Below are 18,264 nucleotides of genomic sequence, written 5' to 3'. Positions count from 1 at the left end.
CGCGCACTTAGCGCGGCCAACGGGATCTCAATCTTAAATGCCTTAGCAAGTATTAGACACTCTCACACTTAAATTCTCTAAATTCAAACTTATTTGTTTCGAGATAAGTTTTTAAGCTGGAGATTGGTACACCGTGAGTAGGAAAATAGAATCCTTCCTCAAGTCTTACATATTTTGATTCTCGAATCTTAGGATACGTATCCTCTAGTGGAACAGCTAGCTCTCGATCTTTTTCCTGGTATTTTAATGGCCTTATCTGTTCACAAATAGAGCAAGGAAACCACCACAGGTCTTCCTTTTCGTACACTGGAATTGCAAGGTCGCCGTTAATAAGCTTGGCTAATGGCATACGGTGATATCTAGGTAATATATGTGAATTCGACTGGGAGCCAATAAGCATGATTTCAGGTTTGTGTGACCTGAAATCAAAGCTCTGTAGCCCAAAATGCCCTGTTGTTGCCACCTCAATTCTTTGCGGCAACTCTTCTCCATAGATTTGATCAATAACCACATAACTAATTACTTGTGGCGGAGGATCGAGGCATACAACATTCTCCTTCGTGCACTCTTCAAACGGCTGCAAGTATCTACCCTTTTAAGGAACAGCAACAATCACTGCTGGTGAAAGCTCTTCTTTTTCCGCTTCAGGATATTTCTGCATTTTGGAAGCACAACCCAAAAACGAGCATTCAATAACAATTAGCAGTATAAGAATTCTTTTCATGGGTTTACCTAGTGTCTTGCTCATCTGCCATCTAAATGACGCCGCTTTGTGTTTGCTTAGCGCACAGCACAAAGTGCGCGAAGTATTGCCGAATAAAGCAGTAATTTGTTAGGCAGAGCTGTTTTCATCAACCTCTTCCCAAACTGCTTTTGAATCCAAAAATAAATGCTTCTTTACTTTTAGCCTCTCAAAGCCAGTGTCAAGCAAGCTGACAGGAACGTACATAGCCTTATCATCGTTCTTCCCAGGTAAGGATGATCCACATTCTGAACAAAAACTTGTCTGCCAATCATGATTTGGCTTTATCCATGTTTTTATATAGTCTTGACCAGAAATCCACTCAAAATCTTCATTAGAAACCACCGTTACGGCTATTCCGCCCCCGCCTGTAGCTTTACGACAAATGGAGCAATGACATATATAGACTTCGTGTGGAATTATGTGGATTCTGAAATTTACTGATCCGCAATTACAGGAACCATTCGCTATTTCAGTCAATTGTATCTCCTATCCGCCTAACAATTAATTCAAAAGCAACATCTATATATCACGCTTCTCTATAATTCCAAAATAATTCCAAAGCTCGTCAACCTGATAATATAAAAAGTCATCAGCTGGAAGCTATTCTCTAAGCTTGGTAGCCTATTTCTATTCTGCGCTCACCACTCCAGCGCCCCACACCACTCTTCCAACAATCATTACTTACAAAGTTTCCCTACCAAGGAATACTCACCCAAGGCTTGAGTATCGGTAGGAAGAAAACATGTTGATCCTAAAGCGCAGAGCAGGCGAAAACCTAAGAATTGGAACGAATGTCTCGGTCACTGTGCTGGTAGTGAAAGTCAATTAAGTAAAGATAGGCATCCACGCCCCCAAATCCCTCCCCCCCTATCGTGAAGGGATCTATGCGCGTATCAAAAGAGAACAAAAAGTAAGCACTGAAAGGTGGTGGGAGCAGATTTACAATGGAGGGGCCCCCACCCAAACCTCCTCCCCTCTTTCATCATCATAGTGGCACCTTTGAGCGCAGACTATTTCTATGATGGGAAATGTCGCAATCCTATATTTATCTACACATGTATCAGAAAGTAACTCCCCACCCTCTATAAGTGAAAAACCAACACTAGCTGGGACGATCAACTGAGTTCAATAAATAGTGAGCGTTACTGCAATCTGTATACTCTAATTTTATCAGTTACCTTTTCCCATTCATCTTCATAACCGGATGAACGAAAATAGGCCATCAGTGTAAAGAGTAATCCTGGACACCAACCAATTAAAAAGTATAACCCCCAACCCTATCGACTAAAAAGTTAACCAGCACCAAATGATGCACTTTGTAATGCCTTGAACAATTGACCAGAAATTTTTGTCGGCTGTTCGGTATGGCGATTAACAAAGACATGCGTCATAGAGCCATGTGCACATGCATTTTCTTGATTTTCTTTAAAAATCGCGACACCATATTCCACCGAAGAATTGCCTATTCTATTAACCCTAAAAGCACCAAGTATTTTTTCAGGGTAAGAAATGCTGGCCAAATAATTACAATCAGATTTGACTATGTAACCAATGTTCTCACTGGTTTTAATATCTAATTCAGCCTTATTAATCAAAAAGCTGTTCACAATGGTGTCAAAATATGAGTAGTAAACTACATTATTTACATGCCCATACACATCATTATCCATCCATCTGGTAGTTAACTCTTCAAAATAAAAATAATCTGTACGTAACACAGCCTGCTTACTCACAAAGCCTCCTCATAAGCAGCCTGATAAATCAGGAGTGCATCATCATGAGATAGAGGTTTCGGATTATTGATTAGTAAGCGAGTTTGTAGCATTGCATCAGTGGCGAGCATCTCTAAATGATGCTCGCCAATATCAAATTGCTTTAAGGTCCGGGGTAATTTTAATCGTTCAATTAGCCGCTCAATAAAGACAATAAGATCAGAACACACTTTTTGATCTGATTGAGACGTATTTATGTGCTCACAAATATATGGCGCCAATTCACTATAGAGCTTGGCTGTATCACTCTGATTAAAGCGCATTACATGTGGCAATACTAACGAGTTACCTAATCCATGAGGTACATGAAAATGCCCCCCTAATGGGTAAGCTAGAGCATGTACAGCGGCAACTGGTGCATTGGCAAAAGCTTGACCTGCAAGGCAGGCACCCAATAACATATTTTGTCTTGCTTCTATGTCTTCGCCATGATGTGTGGCCTGTTCTATATTTCTTGATAGCAATAGCAACGCCTGCTTAGCTAGCATATCTGAATAGACATTTTTTTTATGCTTAGACGTATATGCCTCTATGGCATGCACCATGGCATCAATGCCAGTTGCAGCAGTCACATGAGCTGGTAACCCTAGAGTTAATTGTGCATCTAATAAGGCAACATCTGGTAATAATTGTTTAGAGACGATGCCATCCTTGGTGGTTTCTCCTGTTGTTAAAACCGCGATGGGTGTTACTTCTGAACCGGTGCCAGCAGTGGTAGGTATTAAAACCAAAGGTACGCGACCTCCTTGAACTCGTTCAAGCCCATATAGCTGTTCTAGAGATTGCTGAGAATCCATCATTACGGCAACAACTTTAGCGGTATCCATTGAACTGCCACCACCAAATCCAATTACACCATCAACATTATGCTGCTTTGCTAAGGCTACTGCCGACAATACGATCTGCTCTTTAGGATCAGCACTAACTCCATCATAGATAATGGTCGCAAATTTACTATGCAATTGCTCCTTCAGTTTCTCAACCAAGCCACAATTTACAATACCTTGATCAGTGACTACTAACAACTTAGTTATATTTATTTGGTCACATATCTCACTAATTTCATTTAACCCGCCAGGACTATTTATAATCGATTTTGTGGTATTAAATTCAAAACTTAACATAGGATTGTCACCGCCTTAATTATTATGTGTCACAGTTTCGTTTGGCAATAGTTCCATTTCAAATCCTAGGGAACTTCTGATTAGCTCAGAGTGAATTTGGTGCTAATCAGTTGTCAGTCAAGACTACGATAAATTAACCACCAAGTCACCAGTGTAGATACGTCGATTAAAGGGCTACTCAATAGTATTGCGAAATAAAGATGTAGTTGATACCGGTTGTATTATTGGGCTTACTGAATAGCCGGTTTGGCTGAATAGGCCCCATGCAAAGCCTTATAACGCAAACTCCCGACTGCAAGTCTACAGAGATGTATTCAAAATGTTCCGCAAGATGCCCATATTCTTTACTTTTGCTCCAGTAGCACCCCTTATAGTAACGGTCTTTCGTTAATTCTAGAAATATTACCCCAAGCAGAGATATGAGGTTAATAAGATTCTCTGACGTGTCTAGATTATTTGGCAGCAAAAACTCTCTCCAGCCCCTCATCCAGTGTGAGCGCACGCGTAAATTGCCACGAACCAGGGCAAGCAACGGAAGAGGGCCAGGGGATGAGCCCGTCCCGACCGCGACATAGCCATCTCTCTCGCAAATGGCCAGAAAAAACATTTTGCTACCCCGAGGGCCCCTGTAAGTAAACTCAAGAAAAGGAGTAAACCAGAATGATGAAAACAACAAATACCACAACAGTACATTTATGGGGAAAGGATGGAGCCTTGAAGGATGCTCTAGCCGGTTGAACGCAAAGCCAAAGACAACCATCTATCATCGAAACAAAGGCATGAATTACGACAGCAAGAATCCAATCCCATTATGACCACCTTTAAGTGCTGGCTGGATGAGCACTCTCCGCAAGTGCTACCCAAATTCCCGCTGGGTAAGGCACTAGCTCTATACCCATGTTTCGAGCGTAAGTGAGTGTAATTAGGTGTGGTTGAGTGTGATTTATTGCACTTTTTTAGTTTGTTAATGTGGCTGCCATTAATTCGAGTTAAGTATATTTTACCATGAAACATATGACTGTAAGAGTTGATGCGATCAACTACTTTAACGATCTAAAGGAATTGAGAGAGGAAGTGACACGGCGCAGAAAAGATATCCTAAAGGCTAAAGCAGAGGCTGCAGCAGAGGCTGAAGCACAGGCTAAAGTTGGACATTCTGCTGGAGTACAGGCTAAAGTTGTACTTTCTGACCCCAAAGACTTCCTTGTCGTCCAACTTGAGATGAATTGTGATGGAGCAGGAAAGAGAAAAGTAAATTTCTATTTAGATCCTTACGATCTTTACCTTGGAGGTTTTAGCTGTAAAGACCAAGGAGGAAATGCTTATTATTTAAACTACATAAAGTCTGGGATTTTTGCAGATAAAAGTTATGTATCTTTACGTATGGACGGAACTTACGATGATTGTGGAATTGTTAAGCAACCGCCTAAGGGACTGTACCATCCTGACAATTTAATTGGTCTATCTAGTTTTCATAGCTCCGTAGTCAGTCTTTCTCTGGTTGAGAACAAATTTGATGCTGGTAAAAATGACGAGATTTATCGTGCATTCGGCAAAGCAATAATCCTCATTAGTGAATCCATTAGGTTCCATTCGATTAGTGAGTTTTGCAATGAAATAATTGTGAATAATGCATACGGATCCCAAATAGATTATGAGACATTTCTTGATGTTGTGCAAAATTGGGAAAATAGCACGAAGGTTGGGAGTGCAGATGTAGCAATACCGTGGATGTGGAGGCTGGAAAAAAGCGAGGATTTAAAAATAATACTGCAACACTTAGAAAGTTTCGAGCGTCGTTAAATTAAATAGCCTCATAGGCTGATGTGTTTTTCCAAGCGCTCTGGGAAGTGGATCGTCAGCTGGGACAGCGTTAAATTCCAGTTTTGAATCGGATGCGTCCAGCGCTCAGAGGCTTTGAGTATACCGGCGTACAACAGTTTAAGTAAGCCGTTCTCGTTGCGGATCTGGTGGATGATGCAGTGCTGGATCTCGGTCTTGGGGTAGATACTCTCTATGGCCTCAGGGAAACCCAGCAGGCCATCAACACAAGCAATGAGGATATCTTTGACCCCACGGTTGTGGAGGTCGGTCAGAACACTCAGCCAGTGATGTGCGCCTTCCTGGTCAGACAGGTAGAGTCCCAGCAACTCCTTCTTACCTTCTATATTGAGGCCAAGAATCGTGTAAATGGCCTTGCTGGTATAACGACCATTTTCCTTGATCCTGTAATGGATAGCATCGAGCCAGACAATGGGGTAGACAGTCTCCAGGTGGCGCTCACGTTACAAAGAGCAGGGCATCTTTACCACTCTCATAAGAACTAGACACTGGAAGGTGTTGAGAACATACTCTTCAAGGAAGGAAACTCCAGCCGAGTCTTATCAATAGAAGATAAAACTGTATTAGACAGTAAGATACAGATATCGCACAAACACCTAAGTCAGTAACTGCATTGTTTACCGGCTGATGCATTGACCGATTATGCCTTTTAACCTAAAGGGATGAAGTCGATTGGGGTTTTAGACAACTCATTGTGTAAATCTTGATCGATTTTACCAATCTGATTTCTGCCATTCTACAATCTATTCGAATGGATATGGTATGAAATATTCTACCTAAAATCTTCATCGTCGATTAAACCATCATTTTGCATTTGGTTTGCAAATAGCTCAATGTGCTCTTTAATCTCGTCGAGTGCCATTTGCATCACTGGTCATTCTGTGGATTCACTTTTGCGTTAACCGCGAAAATTACTCAACCCGAAAAGAAATATATTGCCTTGCATCAGAGACTATACGAGTGAGTGTCTATCTAAGTAAAATTTCATACTGCACTGCGATCTAGTGATTGATAGAAGTGCATAAAGGCTCCTGAAGGACACGTCGCAAATTTTATAAGTTTGTATTTCGACGAAATTTCACCGTTTTCAAACAAGCGTTTTCCTTCGCCAACAACTACTGGAAAGGTCCAAAGTCTAAGTTCATCTACCAAGTTATGCTTAAGAAGTAACTGCACTAATTGCCAACTACCGTGAACCTGTAACAGGGGCCCATCTATTTCTTTAATTTTGGCGACCTCTACAGCTGTATTAGAGCCCTTTAGTTTGAATGAATTATTCCATGTTAGGTCATCAGCACCTGATGTCACCACGTATTTTTTTGCCAGATTTAATTTGTCTGCTACTGGATTATCAGGTTCGGCACTGGCAAAATTTGAGACAAACAAATTATATGTATTACGTTCTAATAGTAGGTCATACGGTTCCTTCATTGCCTCCTTTGAAACCTGTTCCATAACGTCATCCCAACAATCTTTTGCCCAACCTCCATGACGGAAGCCGCCGGAAAAATCTTCCTCGGGTATACTGGGTGCTTGCATTACACCGTCAAGAGTTTGAAATATCAATATGGCTAAATTTCTCATTGACTGATTCTCTCGAGGGGTAAAGCCTTTATGGCATCTTATGCAGGCTTACTCGTAGAAATACAAATCTTCAAACGTTGTATAAAACGCCGCTTAATAACAATCTCAAACAAGCAGGAACGTAATAAGCACCCACTAGACATAGCTCGAACTGTCTTGTATGCCTCTAGCCAGAGTGACTACAATCACATCTTTGGCACTTTTTCAATCTTTGTAAATCTGGGCCCATATAATCCCAAGGTTCGCCGCTACTTTCATATACGATCATCGTAGGGTTGAATTACTCCAAATCATGAAGACTTCCGGCATGGACAAATTCTAACCACGGCATACCACTGTTTTCTGCATAATTATGCGAACCGGAGCGAGGACAAAAACCCCTCCTTGCTGTATTTCTACTATCCGCCTGCTTCTCATGAAACGCAAGATCACCGTTTATGATTAAATTCCGCGAGGAACAGCAATATCTGAAATGTGTCCTGCGACACTAACTTTCTGGCAATCTGTACATTGGCCATGCCCCGCCATTACAGGCTCTTCGGAGCAATTATAACTAATAAAACGGTACAAACACTCTCCGGATATTTTGGGCATGAATTTCCACCATTGCTTATGAAATTAAAGTCACTAGTCTACCATTTCATTTTTTATGTATAAGTGTGCGTGTATGAGCCCTGACGATCAACTTATCCGTTCCGATTGCCCTATCTTGAATGGACTGGATGTATTTGGCGATAAATGGACGCTAGTTATTCTAAGAGACTTGCTATGTGGTAAAGAAACCTATAGCGAATGGAATACTTGCCATACATTAATAATAAATGGATTAGCAAAATAAACTGAATACCAATACCCGATGACACCCGCCACCCAAATTAGGTGATCATTTAATCAGAAGGCGAAATCACAAATTTCAAATATGATGCAGACGATATTTTAGTATTTAGACTGGAGAGTAGTCAGTCATGGCCCACTTTAAGTTAATTACCCCCTAAAACCTGTCGGTCGCTTAGATACGTTGATGCAGCGAAAACTTTCGTAGTATCTGTTTGATAGATGGTACATAACTGTAAGATTTTTTAGACCTTAGGCAAAGTATGGGCTACTTCATTCATTACTTTAAAGGTTGAATCATGCAGAAAACTATTACGATTATTGGCGCCACAGGTCATTTAGGTCGTCAGGTAGCACGAAAACTGGATCAAAAAGGTGTAAAGGTAACTGCGATCGTGAGGGACGTAATTAGCGCTCGCACTATCCTCCCGGAGGGTATCCAGCTTCTCGAAGCAGATGTCTCGGACAAAGAGAGCTTGGTCTCGGCACTGGTTGGTACCAAAACGCTTTATATTACCCTGAATACTACGTCACTTGACCCTAGCTTACCCTTTCACACTGAACGTGAAGGAGTGATTAATATCGTTGAGGCTGCAAAGATCAATGGTGTGCAACACATCATGCAGATTGCTGGTATTGATTATCTCCACCCAGAGTTTGCGGACAAGGGGCTTGAGTACAAGACCAATGTAATCCGTAAGCCAGGGATAGAGGCCATTAAAAGTTCGGGCATTGATTTCACCTTCTTCTTCTGCTCGTTCTTCCTGGACTCTTTCCCCACATTTATAGAGAACGGTCAATTTTCTATCATCGGCGATCATGTCCACCCTATCTACTACACCAATACAACAGACCTGGCAGAGATGATCGGTAATGCTATCGGTAATGAGATGGCCTACAACCAGAGTTTTTCAGTTCAGGGTACAGAAGGTATGTCTTTACCAGAGGCGGCCAGAACGTTCGTAGAGGCATATTCTCCGGGAACAGAAATTGCCGTTCACCCTATCGCAGCCATTGCAGAAATGGGACTGCCCGAAGAACAGGCAGTATTTATGGAACATATGCTGACTTACGTAGAACAGCTAAAGGAGCAACCAGTGAGTCAAAAAACTTGGCAGGTGTTAGGTAAGCCAGATACAACTATCACAGATTTTGCCCGAGGTCTGTCAAACGCTTCATAGCGACTGATCCTTGTTCAGTATTGCGTCCTCTGTGCTCAGCCGCTTCATCAAGTCAGTGGCTGCAGGACCCAGTGGACGCTTACTGGACCAGATAATATCTACACCGTGTGACAACTCTTTCTCCTGCTCAAATACTAGCGGGAGCTGTATCAGTTTTTTCGCCGCTATCCCTTTCGCAACCACGTGTAGTGGCAATACTGCCCAGCCCAAATTGGCGTTGACAAGGTCAAGTGCATCATCGACACGTGACACACTCCACACGTCGGGAGACACCAGCCAGCGAGTTTGGCTGGATATCTCAAACTCCTGCAATAAGATTTGACGGTATTGTTTCAGGTCTTCCCAGGTTACTTCAATAAGTTGTGCTATCGGGTGCTCAGCACAGGCGACGCCAGTGAGCTTCAGATGGCCCAGGGCTCTGAAATCACATCCAGTGGGCACATCTTCTTGCTGCGTGATAATCCCGAGTTGGGCCACATCCCGTTCGACCCAGGTCTGTACATCCTGAACACTTCCCGCTCTGAGCGTAATTTGAACATTTGGATATTTGGTCTGAAACTCTTGAAAGAGTCCACCCAGGTTTTTAATTCGCACATGCTGGGCAATAGCTAACGTCAACCGGGCCTCGACATCCAGAGACAACCCCTGTGCGATCGCCATCAAACGCTCGCGTTGCTCGATAAGATTCCGTGCGCGTTCCAGCAGTGACTCACCTGCGTCCGTCAATCGCGGGTATCGCTGACTTCGATCAAATAGATTGACTCCCAAGTCAACTTCCAGATTCGATACCAGTGAGCTGATTACCGACTGCGCCTTTCCACATTTACGTGCAGCCGCTGAGAACGAGCCAGCCTGCTCGGTTGCTACAAATGCTTCCAGTTGCTCAATAGAAACTGCCACGCGCCCAACCTATCTGTTCAAGGTATAGTATCTAACTTATCCCACCTAAAATAACTATATATCATTCAGGCATATTTTCTCAACCAGAGTGAGTATGGCTGATGACTAAATCATTGAAGAATCGTTTATTCCATGCGATTTCCTACGAGTTTTTTCTGCTGCTGACAGGTGGCTTACTGGTGGTGCCAGTGTTTGATCTGAAGGTACACCAATCGCTAGTACTTGCGGCTGGACTATCACTGTTTGCGCTGGTCTGGAATATGGTTTTCAATCACGCTTTTGACTGGTACTTATTGAATATACGTAAAAACCCGGAGAAGACATTTATCGTTAGAGCCATGCATGCGTTATTGTTTGAAGGGGGTATGTTGGTACTGACGTTGCCAGTAATCGCCTGGGGCTTTAATCTGACTATCCTAGAAGCATTTATGCTTGAGATAGTCATGGTGATATATACCTATGTATTCAACTATTGGTTCGATAAGCTGCATAGTTCGTTTCAAGTTACTGAACACAAACGTTAAAGGTCTTCTCCACTTTCTATTTTAGATGAAATGCAGGACCAGTTAAGATACACATCGCCGGAATCACCCGATGGGGGCAGAGATACATGCTTTTACTATGTGCTTAGCTCAATACCGATACATCTTAAATTTGTTAGCAGTTCTTTATATTGATCGGACTTGGAAGATAAGTATCGTAACTTACGATGCCTTTTAACTTCCCAATTACCAATGACAGAGTCAATTTTTGTACCGGATGCCGATGGTTCATCATCGAAACCAAACTCAAATCCGCAGCTACATATCTGAAAAGAGCCACTACCATCCTCTAAGTAAGCAGGAGCCCCCAACTCAAGGCTACCACATACAGGATAATGCCAACATCCATTAACTCTTTAACTCTTTAACTCTTTAACTCTTTAACTCTTTAACAAACTTTCTGATATACAACCGTGGACACCCATCAAGAAAAAGTATAATCCGCCAAACCTGTTGGGAAAAGGCTGAACTCTAGAAAGTACAGATTATACAGCCATAATAGTTAGAAGTTTCACGTGCAGGTTGTGGATATCTTGAATGAATTAGGCGGTTTATACTTTTCATTTAGTGAGTGTCCGCAATTCCCGCCTATTCAGTGATACTCCTTCCTATTTCAGACTTGAGTTAATAATTTCTTTTAACTGCTCACTATATGGGTGGACCCATTCATCTCTCGAAAACGCCCTCCACTCCTCATAACCATCAATAAAATCATTGGTTACCACTCTACTTTCATCCATCCTTGTCAGGCTATTTTCAAGACTAGACTCGGTTACAGCAACGGCAAGCCCCCCTGCATACGGGGCACTTAAAATTTTATGCTCTATAAAAACATAATAAATATTTTCATTGACTTCCACCTCTCCCAAACTCTTTAAAAAATATCCATATAAAATTTGTACCCGAGAATACTCTTCACCTGGGTTTGTCCTATATTCCCAAACCGTTTTTAGTTGAAATTTTGGTTTTTTTAACTTCACTATACTCTCCTCTGTAGTAGCCTAATACTTCCCCAAAAGCAATTCTGGATACCCACTAAGTAGAATAACTAGAAGAGCAGTAGTGGCCATAGAATAGAATTGGCACTGTAACCATGAAAATAGTTCAAATCCAACTAGTAACGTTAGTTCTCCAACTTAGGGAGGCTATCGCCCACACTTCCCTATTCTGCATCAATACGGCTGTTCTCCACCCTCAAAACATCATTTACCAAACCCCATCACTAAGGAATATCTAGCCACAGCTTGAGTGTGAGTATGAAACAAACAAGTGGACCACAAAGCACCAACCAACGAAAATCCATCATCAGTTGGCTCGAATCACCTGTCGTACTAGAAGTCAGAATCAATCACATAAAGTTAGGCATCTGCGCCCCAAATCCCTCCCCGTCCAAAGGGAAGAGACCTATGCCATGTCAAAATCGACCAAGAATTAGTCAATTGAACGTTAAGGGCAAGTTCCCCAAGAAAGGAGGCCCTACCCCCCCTCTGGTGAAATTAAACTTTGCTTGGTAACAAGATACGATTATCTGTACAAAAACTGCACAGTCTTGTCAGTCATGCATTAATGCTTACTCAGGCATTACTTTTGTATAAACCTGGAGCATCGATTGAACTAGGTTTGATGTTAATTCCTTTGATTAATAACCATAGCCCAAATGTGATTTCAAAAAACGCGCCTGGAAGCATGAAGTGTTTCAGTATTTGGGGCGGCTCGAGTAACAAAATATTTGAAAACCCATAAACCACCATCGACATATAAGTGAAAGCCCCCCAAAGAACCAACCACTTAGGCACGTAATTTGAAACGTAAAATAAGTACATGAAAATAGTCGCGCCTATGCCCATTATGATTAAAAGAACATCCCACATCGAACCACTCATATTCACAAATATACTCGCTAACGCATGTAGCTGCTCTTCTTGAAATGTATTCGAATATTCCTGGTTTCTTAAAACTACTATAACCGTCAATGTAATAATTGTTGCTACAAAGCCAAGAAGCCCTTCTCCAAACCTGAAAAGCAATGCCAAAAAAGCAATATTTTTATTGATTGTTTTTGTAACCAAGTACTGCGCCCAAGATGCCCAAATAACAGCGATAAACATAATTATATCTATAATCTGAGCGAACCTGAATCTCACCTCTGTCTCAGCAAAAGCCCCAAAATCATATATTCCTTTCTTGACAAGTAATGAATTGAGCATCCCTAAAACGATATAAATTAAGTATGCGGCACCTAAGGAACCTCTGAATAATTCCAAGCCAATATTGGTAATATTCACCTACCCATCAAGACTACGATGAATTATGCACCAAGTCACCTTTGCCGAAGCAGAATATAAGCTAAAGCGCCGTATAACTCGCCGAGAGAAGTTTCTTTCTCAAATGGAAGCCCTCATCCCATGGCAGCGACTAGAAGCTCAGATCACTCCTTGCTATCCACAAGGCAAACGTGGCCGACAGCCATATCCATTGAGTGTCATGCTCCGTATTCATTGCATGCAGCTATTTTATAATCTCAGTGATCCCGCTATGGAGGATGCACTGTATGAAATTGAATCCATGCGTAGTTTTGCTGGATTGACTTTGAGCGGCCCAATTCCCGATGAAACAACGATTCTTAACTTTCGCCACTTACTGGAGCTCAATCAGCTAGGTGCAGCTCTTTTTGATGAAATCAACAAGCATCTTGCTGAGAATGGCATGGTACTGCGTGAAGGCACGATTGTAGATGCCACTATTATCTCTGCGCCAACTTCAACCAAGAATAAAAAGAAAAAACGTGATCCAGAAATGCATCAAACAAAGAAAGGCAATCAGTGGCATTTTGGAATGAAAATGCATATCGGGGTTGATGATGTGCTCGGAGTAATACATAGCATAGATACAACAGCAGCGAATTCGCATGATGTCACAACTACAGAGCGAGTTCTCCACGGGGAGGAGAAAAGAATCTGGGGAGACTCTGGGTACATTGGTGCGGAGAAACGTGAAGAGTTGAAAGAGCGGGAGGCGGATTGGTATATAGCAATGAAGCCGAGCAAGCTAAAAACTCTTCCAGGGCGTGATGCACTTCGTAAAGCGGAAAAGATCAAGGCGCAGATAAGAGCGAAGGTCGAGCACCCCTTCCGCTACATCAAACGGGTATTTGGTTATGACAAGGTCCGCTATCGGGGACTGGTAAAAAATACTGAGAGGCTGTGCTTACTGGCAGGCTTTACCAACTTAATAATAGGGAGAAAATACTTGGCTGCCTAGGGGTGGTTCGCCTGAAATCCACCTATTGAGGGTTTCAGATGAAAAATTAGTGGACTATTACGCGCAAATTACGCGTTTGTGCGTAATAAAGTGAATTTTTCAAGCAGCTCAGCTTAATTCTGGAAAAATGCTTCGTTGATCAGAGGGTCCCTAAGTGCTTCGCATATAAGCTAAGTGATGATTGTGTATTATCCATCAGTAATTATCCTTTGGCTCTCGCATACGACGAAAGTCCTAATCTTTATTTCAGGTGCGAAGCAGGCGCCACCTGAATATAGTTGTTAGAGTTCTTGCTCCAGTGTGCCAATACTGCTTAAAAATGACGTTAGCTGAGTTGCGGAATCCTTTAATGACTCGGCTACGGCAGCGATCTCTGCCTTCTTTATGGTTTCATTGAAATTAGTATCACCGAGTTCTTTGCGGGCAGAGAACTCGTTACTTGACACAACCGTAAATGGCACTATACCTGACCGAACATCAAGTAAGACTACTTCCACTGAACAGTATGCCTTTGTTTCATTCGGATCAATAAACTTATACTTCTCAAAAGTACGGCAACTTGAACGGTAGGCTAATAGTAAATCAGCTTGGTAGCGTGCAGCAGCTTCTCGAAGATAAGGCACAGTACGTTGCTCTGGAACGAGCATACTTGGTAAGAATGAAGCATCGTAAACCCTTTCAGACTCTCTCAACTGCCCTACAAAGTCCCTAGCAATAGTTTCATTTAGTTGCGTAAAATCATTAGAGTAATGGCGCCAGTAGCTATCATTGGACAACTTGAGTATTGCAATTCTATTTTGTGCAGGAAGCTTTAACTCATAGTTGAGGATGCGGTCTATGTCTATATCCCCTAACGATTCACCAGTGGAGCCAAATAGAGGCTCATTATTCGCTTCATTACCCCCAGCCTTATAGTAATCGCTTGGTCGATGAGATGTAGCTACAGTAGCGCAACCTGTAACAAGTATCGCAATTATAACTATCAAGTACTTTGTCATTTGTAATCCTTAGGTGGCAATTATTAACTCTTAATAGTTAATTCAAGTACAGCATCTATATATCACGCTTCTCTAGAATTCCAAAGCTAGTCCAGTGAGATAAAATCAAGAGGAGCAAAGAATAGCCTTTAACTGGTACAAATGTTCAATACAAAATACAGATTGAGACATCCATAATCCTGAGACCGCCCTACTTTATATCTTATGATGACGCTCCACGAGTTATGGAAAGACTCGTCCTATCCAAGAAACAACGGTAGCTGCGCTTATATTCTGATGATAAAACCACCTAAAAGACGTCTTTTAGCACTTCAAATATGAATTCCTTTCCTATTCCGTAACCAAGAATCACCTACTAAACCACCCCATTAAGATTATCTCATATACCAGATTTGGAGGCTGCTATTCAGTAAACCCGATATCAGAAAAAAATAATAGAACTACAATCTATCGTTTTATAATTTTATTAAACACTTACAGAAAAGCTGCTCTTTTTCTCATCTCGTGACTGCCGTTAGATTTGGTTAAGTCAATTACGGCGAGCATATCTTCTCCATCATCATCCATTCCGACCTCAACAAAGCCGAAACTAGAATAAAAAACTTTTGCAACGGGATTATTAGGGTTATAACAAATTTCAATCTCTTGAAGTCCCGGGACGTCCCGAATTTCTCCTAAAGCAAGATCCAGAGCTATGCGACCAATACCTTTTTGTTGGTAATTTTGATCAATCATAAACCGCCAGATTGAGATTTTTTCTAAGCTTTCTTGTACCCACATTAGAAATCCAACGGCTTCATTGTCCAAGTAAATAGCACGAGTTTCATAGCCTTCGTTAAACATCGATTCAACTAGTGACCACATATTGCAGGCAATGTAATCTTCTTGATCCGATGCAACATCAAGATCACATACTGCTTCATAATTCTGTTTGGTAATCTGACGAAGTGATACTTCCATGGTCTAACCTTAAAGATCTAATAATCAATCGACAAGTAACACCTATATATCACACTTCTCTATATTTCCTAAGCTTATCAGCCTGATCGGAAAAAAAGAGACAAATGATAAAGAAGCTACCGCTAGGTGGCACTAATAATCAAAGTAAGATGTAAAGCAGCGTCTATTGAATTTTGATATTCATATCGTAGCGTAATCAACGAAACAGCTTTTACCCATATTTTTGAGGTATTTTAGTCCCCCCTCTAATCCACACCGGTAAACCCAGCTACTCCGTTTCCAAAAGCCGCCTTCCAAGCTTGTCTTTCAAAGATTCTGTACCCATAGATTGCATATCAGTAAAAAAATATGCTGACCTAAGAGATCCGAACTTACGAAATCTAAGAATTGGAATCAATCTGTCAATCAAAGTACTATTGGTGGATGGATGCCAATTAAAGATAGGCATCCACGCTTCACCACCGTCATCAAACGGATAGAACCTTACTGCACATATAAATGAAGTATTAAGGGAACAGCCTCACCAAAGGAGGCCTAGTGCAGCTTTTTCTTAAGAGGTTTAACTTTATGCGATAACAAGTAACAACGAGCTTCGATTATTTCGCTCTCGCACAGATCAGATCCGCCAAAGCCTCATCTGAATTTGCTTGCTGGAGAGTCACTCCCGCATGTATAAAGCTTCAATAGTACTTTCCCCCAAAGAGTTAGCCTTAACTATATAGCCAGTTAGTGCCCCTGATGCATCGCTTGGTAAATCTAGTTTCTTTGATAGCGCAAAAACGGTAAACTGATACCGATGCGCACCATGCCCTTTCGGTGGGCAAGCACCACCATAACCTCTTACTCCATAATCATTTACTATTTGTACACTACCTTGTGGAGTGCGATTTTTTTCTGAGTTTCCTGCGCCAGCTTCCAGTGAACTTATATTTTTGGGAATATTTACAATTTGCCAATGCCACCAACCACTGCCTGTTGGTGCATCAGGATCATATGCAAAAACAGCAAAAGCTTCTGTCCCCTTTGGGGCATTTGCCCAAGATAATTGGGGTGAAATATTATTACCAGTGCAACCGAACCCCTGGAACTCATGCTCTTTACTCATATACTTTCCAGTATCTATATCATTACTCGAGAGCAAAAATGATTCTGCAGAGGCTACGCCGGATATAAGCACTGTAAAGACGGCACATTTAATTTTACTAATTAGGCTAAACATATTTACTCCAAACATATTAAAAATGATTACTTATCATAGGAGCATTATGTTCAGAGTAATATATCAAAAACAGGCAAACTTTCGCCTCAAACGTTCACTCGTGTTTTTCTCAGCTCTATAGGAGTTATACCAAAAGATCTTTTAAACTTATCTGAAAATCTAGACTGGGATTTATAGCCACATCTTTCTGATATACGGCCTACTGGCTCAAAAGTCGTTTGAAGTAAGTGCAACCCCAATCCAAGCCTGATGTCATCTATAATGACTTTAATGCTCGTACCTTCGCTATTTAACTTTCTTCTTAATGTTGACTCACTCATTGACAATTTTGAAGCCAACATATCCACTCTTAAGTCCGCAGCTGGGTTTTCACTGATAATTTTATATAATTTTTGGCTTACACTTGCCAATTCAAAAACAGAAGCTACTTCCTGGTATCCCAAATAGAGTAATGTTTGTAATATTTCCTGTCTTCGAATATGCCATAGATCAAAAGGAACGGAAGAACTCCATTCCATAAACTGATGAAGGGCTAACTCTAAAGTAGAATCTATATTTCCCGTAAAATATTTTTCTTCTTTGTTTCTTACAGGCGTTAATCTATCGAAATCATTGTATTCAAACTCAATAAGCAATGCGAAGTATTCTGAATCACCTGGGATATTTCGCATATCAATTTTAGGGCTATTAGATAAAAATATAAACTCCCCTGTTGAGCAACTCTTTTGCCTGTCACCACCCAGCTCTTTGCATCCATCAAGCACACATATCAAGGTCGGATTAACAATAGGAACACTGAAAATATTTTGTTCTCTATATGAGGAATATACTGAAAAAGGTAAGTTCTTACTCTCCTTTAGTATCTGCTTTGCTAATTGCTTAAGTTCATGCATAAGTTGATTGAGCGCCTAATAGTAAATTCAAAAGCAGAGTTTATATAGCACGATTATCAACAATTACAAAATATGCCTGCCCAATCGCACACAATAAAATCGCCCGGATCACGACCATCAAAAACGCCTTAGTAGCGATTTCGAAATGGGACCTCCCTATTCTCCGCTTACTATCTTCCAGGTACACCTATTGCATACGTACCAAGCTTGCCTGTCAAAGCAAGATCAATTGTATGCTGGAGCAGCATCCGGTATCGAATACTTTGGTACAAAGCAGCGAACTAGTAAAAGCTGAAGAGTCGGCACAAATGTATCTGTCATAGAGCAGAAAGTGAATAGAAATCAAGTAATAGTATACAACCACGCCGCACAATTCCCTGCTGGTCCAAAGTGAAGATATCTTCGAATG

17 protein-coding genes and 3 pseudogenes are annotated in these 18,264 nt (G+C 41.4%); 6 read left to right on the top strand and 14 right to left on the bottom strand.

Going from position 1 to position 18,264, the window contains the following annotated elements; genetic code table 11:
- Positions 1-52: 52 nt before the first annotated feature.
- The 3 genes from ACJJIN_RS04730 to ACJJIN_RS04720 form a co-directional block, all read right to left on the bottom strand.
- Positions 53-583 (bottom strand): hypothetical protein, encoded by a 531-nt coding sequence (locus ACJJIN_RS04730; protein WP_444897086.1) that lies wholly within the window; start codon positions 581-583, stop codon positions 53-55.
- Between the two features lie 12 nt (positions 584-595).
- Positions 596-724, bottom strand: a complete 129-nt coding sequence (locus ACJJIN_RS04725) for a hypothetical protein (RefSeq protein WP_444897085.1) — start codon at positions 722-724, stop codon at positions 596-598.
- A 108-nt stretch (positions 725-832) separates the two neighbouring features.
- A complete protein-coding gene (locus ACJJIN_RS04720; RefSeq protein ID WP_444897084.1) occupies positions 833-1,222 on the bottom strand; it encodes a GFA family protein in 390 nt (129 codons plus the stop codon).
- 265 nt (positions 1,223-1,487) lie between these two features.
- On the opposite strand from ACJJIN_RS04720, the pseudogene ACJJIN_RS04715 reads away from it, so the two are divergent.
- Positions 1,488-1,658: pseudogene (locus ACJJIN_RS04715) on the top strand (carbon storage regulator); the annotation flags it as partial.
- Positions 1,659-2,037: 379 nt separating this feature from the next.
- Here ACJJIN_RS04715 and ACJJIN_RS04710 read toward each other — a convergent pair.
- Entirely contained in the window at positions 2,038-2,478 is a 441-nt protein-coding gene (locus tag ACJJIN_RS04710; RefSeq protein WP_444897083.1) for an acyl-CoA thioesterase, read from the bottom strand.
- Positions 2,475-3,641 carry an iron-containing alcohol dehydrogenase gene (locus ACJJIN_RS04705; protein WP_444897082.1) on the bottom strand — a complete coding sequence of 389 codons (1,167 nt, stop codon included), beginning with the start codon at positions 3,639-3,641 and terminating at the stop codon, positions 2,475-2,477. Before ACJJIN_RS04705 ends, ACJJIN_RS04710 begins: the two co-directional genes overlap by 4 nt.
- A 745-nt stretch (positions 3,642-4,386) precedes the next feature.
- Between ACJJIN_RS04705 and ACJJIN_RS04700 the strand changes: the two are divergent.
- Both ACJJIN_RS04700 and ACJJIN_RS04695 read left to right on the top strand, forming a co-directional pair.
- Positions 4,387-4,557: pseudogene (locus tag ACJJIN_RS04700) on the top strand (IS66 family transposase); the annotation flags it as partial.
- 89 nt (positions 4,558-4,646) lie between these two features.
- Positions 4,647-5,444 (top strand): ribosome-inactivating family protein, encoded by a 798-nt coding sequence (locus ACJJIN_RS04695; RefSeq protein ID WP_444897081.1) that lies wholly within the window; start codon positions 4,647-4,649, stop codon positions 5,442-5,444.
- Positions 5,445-5,455: 11 nt separating this feature from the next.
- Here the strand turns inward: ACJJIN_RS04695 and ACJJIN_RS04690 are convergent.
- Positions 5,456-5,926 (bottom strand): annotated as a pseudogene (locus ACJJIN_RS04690) (transposase); the annotation flags it as partial.
- Positions 5,927-6,467: 541 nt separating this feature from the next.
- Positions 6,468-7,067 (bottom strand): dihydrofolate reductase family protein, encoded by a 600-nt coding sequence (locus tag ACJJIN_RS04685; RefSeq protein ID WP_444897080.1) that lies wholly within the window; start codon positions 7,065-7,067, stop codon positions 6,468-6,470.
- Between the two features lie 1,133 nt (positions 7,068-8,200).
- Between ACJJIN_RS04685 and ACJJIN_RS04680 the strand changes: the two genes are divergently transcribed.
- Entirely contained in the window at positions 8,201-9,082 is an 882-nt protein-coding gene (locus ACJJIN_RS04680; protein WP_444897079.1) for an SDR family oxidoreductase, read from the top strand.
- Here the strand turns inward: ACJJIN_RS04680 and ACJJIN_RS04675 are convergent.
- Positions 9,077-9,982 carry a LysR family transcriptional regulator gene (locus ACJJIN_RS04675; RefSeq protein ID WP_444897078.1) on the bottom strand — a complete coding sequence of 302 codons (906 nt, stop codon included), beginning with the start codon at positions 9,980-9,982 and terminating at the stop codon, positions 9,077-9,079. The genes ACJJIN_RS04680 and ACJJIN_RS04675 overlap by 6 nt on opposite strands.
- A 101-nt stretch (positions 9,983-10,083) precedes the next feature.
- On the opposite strand from ACJJIN_RS04675, the gene ACJJIN_RS04670 reads away from it, so the two are divergent.
- Positions 10,084-10,506, top strand: a complete 423-nt coding sequence (locus ACJJIN_RS04670) for a PACE efflux transporter (RefSeq protein ID WP_444897077.1) — start codon at positions 10,084-10,086, stop codon at positions 10,504-10,506.
- A 626-nt stretch (positions 10,507-11,132) separates the two neighbouring features.
- Here ACJJIN_RS04670 and ACJJIN_RS04665 read toward each other — a convergent pair.
- On the bottom strand, positions 11,133-11,504 hold the full coding sequence (locus ACJJIN_RS04665) for a hypothetical protein (protein WP_444897076.1): 372 nt from the start codon (positions 11,502-11,504) through the stop codon (positions 11,133-11,135).
- Positions 11,505-12,098: 594 nt separating this feature from the next.
- Positions 12,099-12,809 (bottom strand): DUF4386 domain-containing protein, encoded by a 711-nt coding sequence (locus tag ACJJIN_RS04660; RefSeq protein ID WP_444897075.1) that lies wholly within the window; start codon positions 12,807-12,809, stop codon positions 12,099-12,101.
- 25 nt (positions 12,810-12,834) lie between these two features.
- On the opposite strand from ACJJIN_RS04660, the gene ACJJIN_RS04655 reads away from it, so the two are divergent.
- Entirely contained in the window at positions 12,835-13,785 is a 951-nt protein-coding gene (locus tag ACJJIN_RS04655) for an IS5 family transposase (RefSeq protein ID WP_444895065.1), read from the top strand.
- Positions 13,786-14,066: 281 nt separating this feature from the next.
- Here the strand turns inward: ACJJIN_RS04655 and ACJJIN_RS04650 are convergent, their stop codons facing one another.
- The 4 genes from ACJJIN_RS04650 to ACJJIN_RS04635 form a co-directional block, all read right to left on the bottom strand.
- Positions 14,067-14,783 (bottom strand): hypothetical protein, encoded by a 717-nt coding sequence (locus ACJJIN_RS04650; protein ID WP_444897074.1) that lies wholly within the window; start codon positions 14,781-14,783, stop codon positions 14,067-14,069.
- A gap of 474 nt (positions 14,784-15,257) precedes the next feature.
- On the bottom strand, positions 15,258-15,743 hold the full coding sequence (locus ACJJIN_RS04645) for a GNAT family N-acetyltransferase (protein WP_444897073.1): 486 nt from the start codon (positions 15,741-15,743) through the stop codon (positions 15,258-15,260).
- 658 nt (positions 15,744-16,401) lie between these two features.
- Positions 16,402-16,962: a YbhB/YbcL family Raf kinase inhibitor-like protein gene (locus tag ACJJIN_RS04640; RefSeq protein WP_413665567.1), complete on the bottom strand. Its 561-nt coding sequence runs from the start codon at positions 16,960-16,962 to the stop codon at positions 16,402-16,404.
- 86 nt (positions 16,963-17,048) lie between these two features.
- On the bottom strand, positions 17,049-17,855 hold the full coding sequence (locus ACJJIN_RS04635; RefSeq protein ID WP_444897072.1) for an AraC family transcriptional regulator: 807 nt from the start codon (positions 17,853-17,855) through the stop codon (positions 17,049-17,051).
- Between the last annotated feature and the right edge of the window lie 409 nt (positions 17,856-18,264).

The organism is Microbulbifer maximicatervae (SeqCode), from assembly GCF_052467505.1.
The sequence above is the reverse complement of the archived record's forward strand: the minus strand, read 5'-3'. Positions and strand labels throughout refer to the sequence as shown.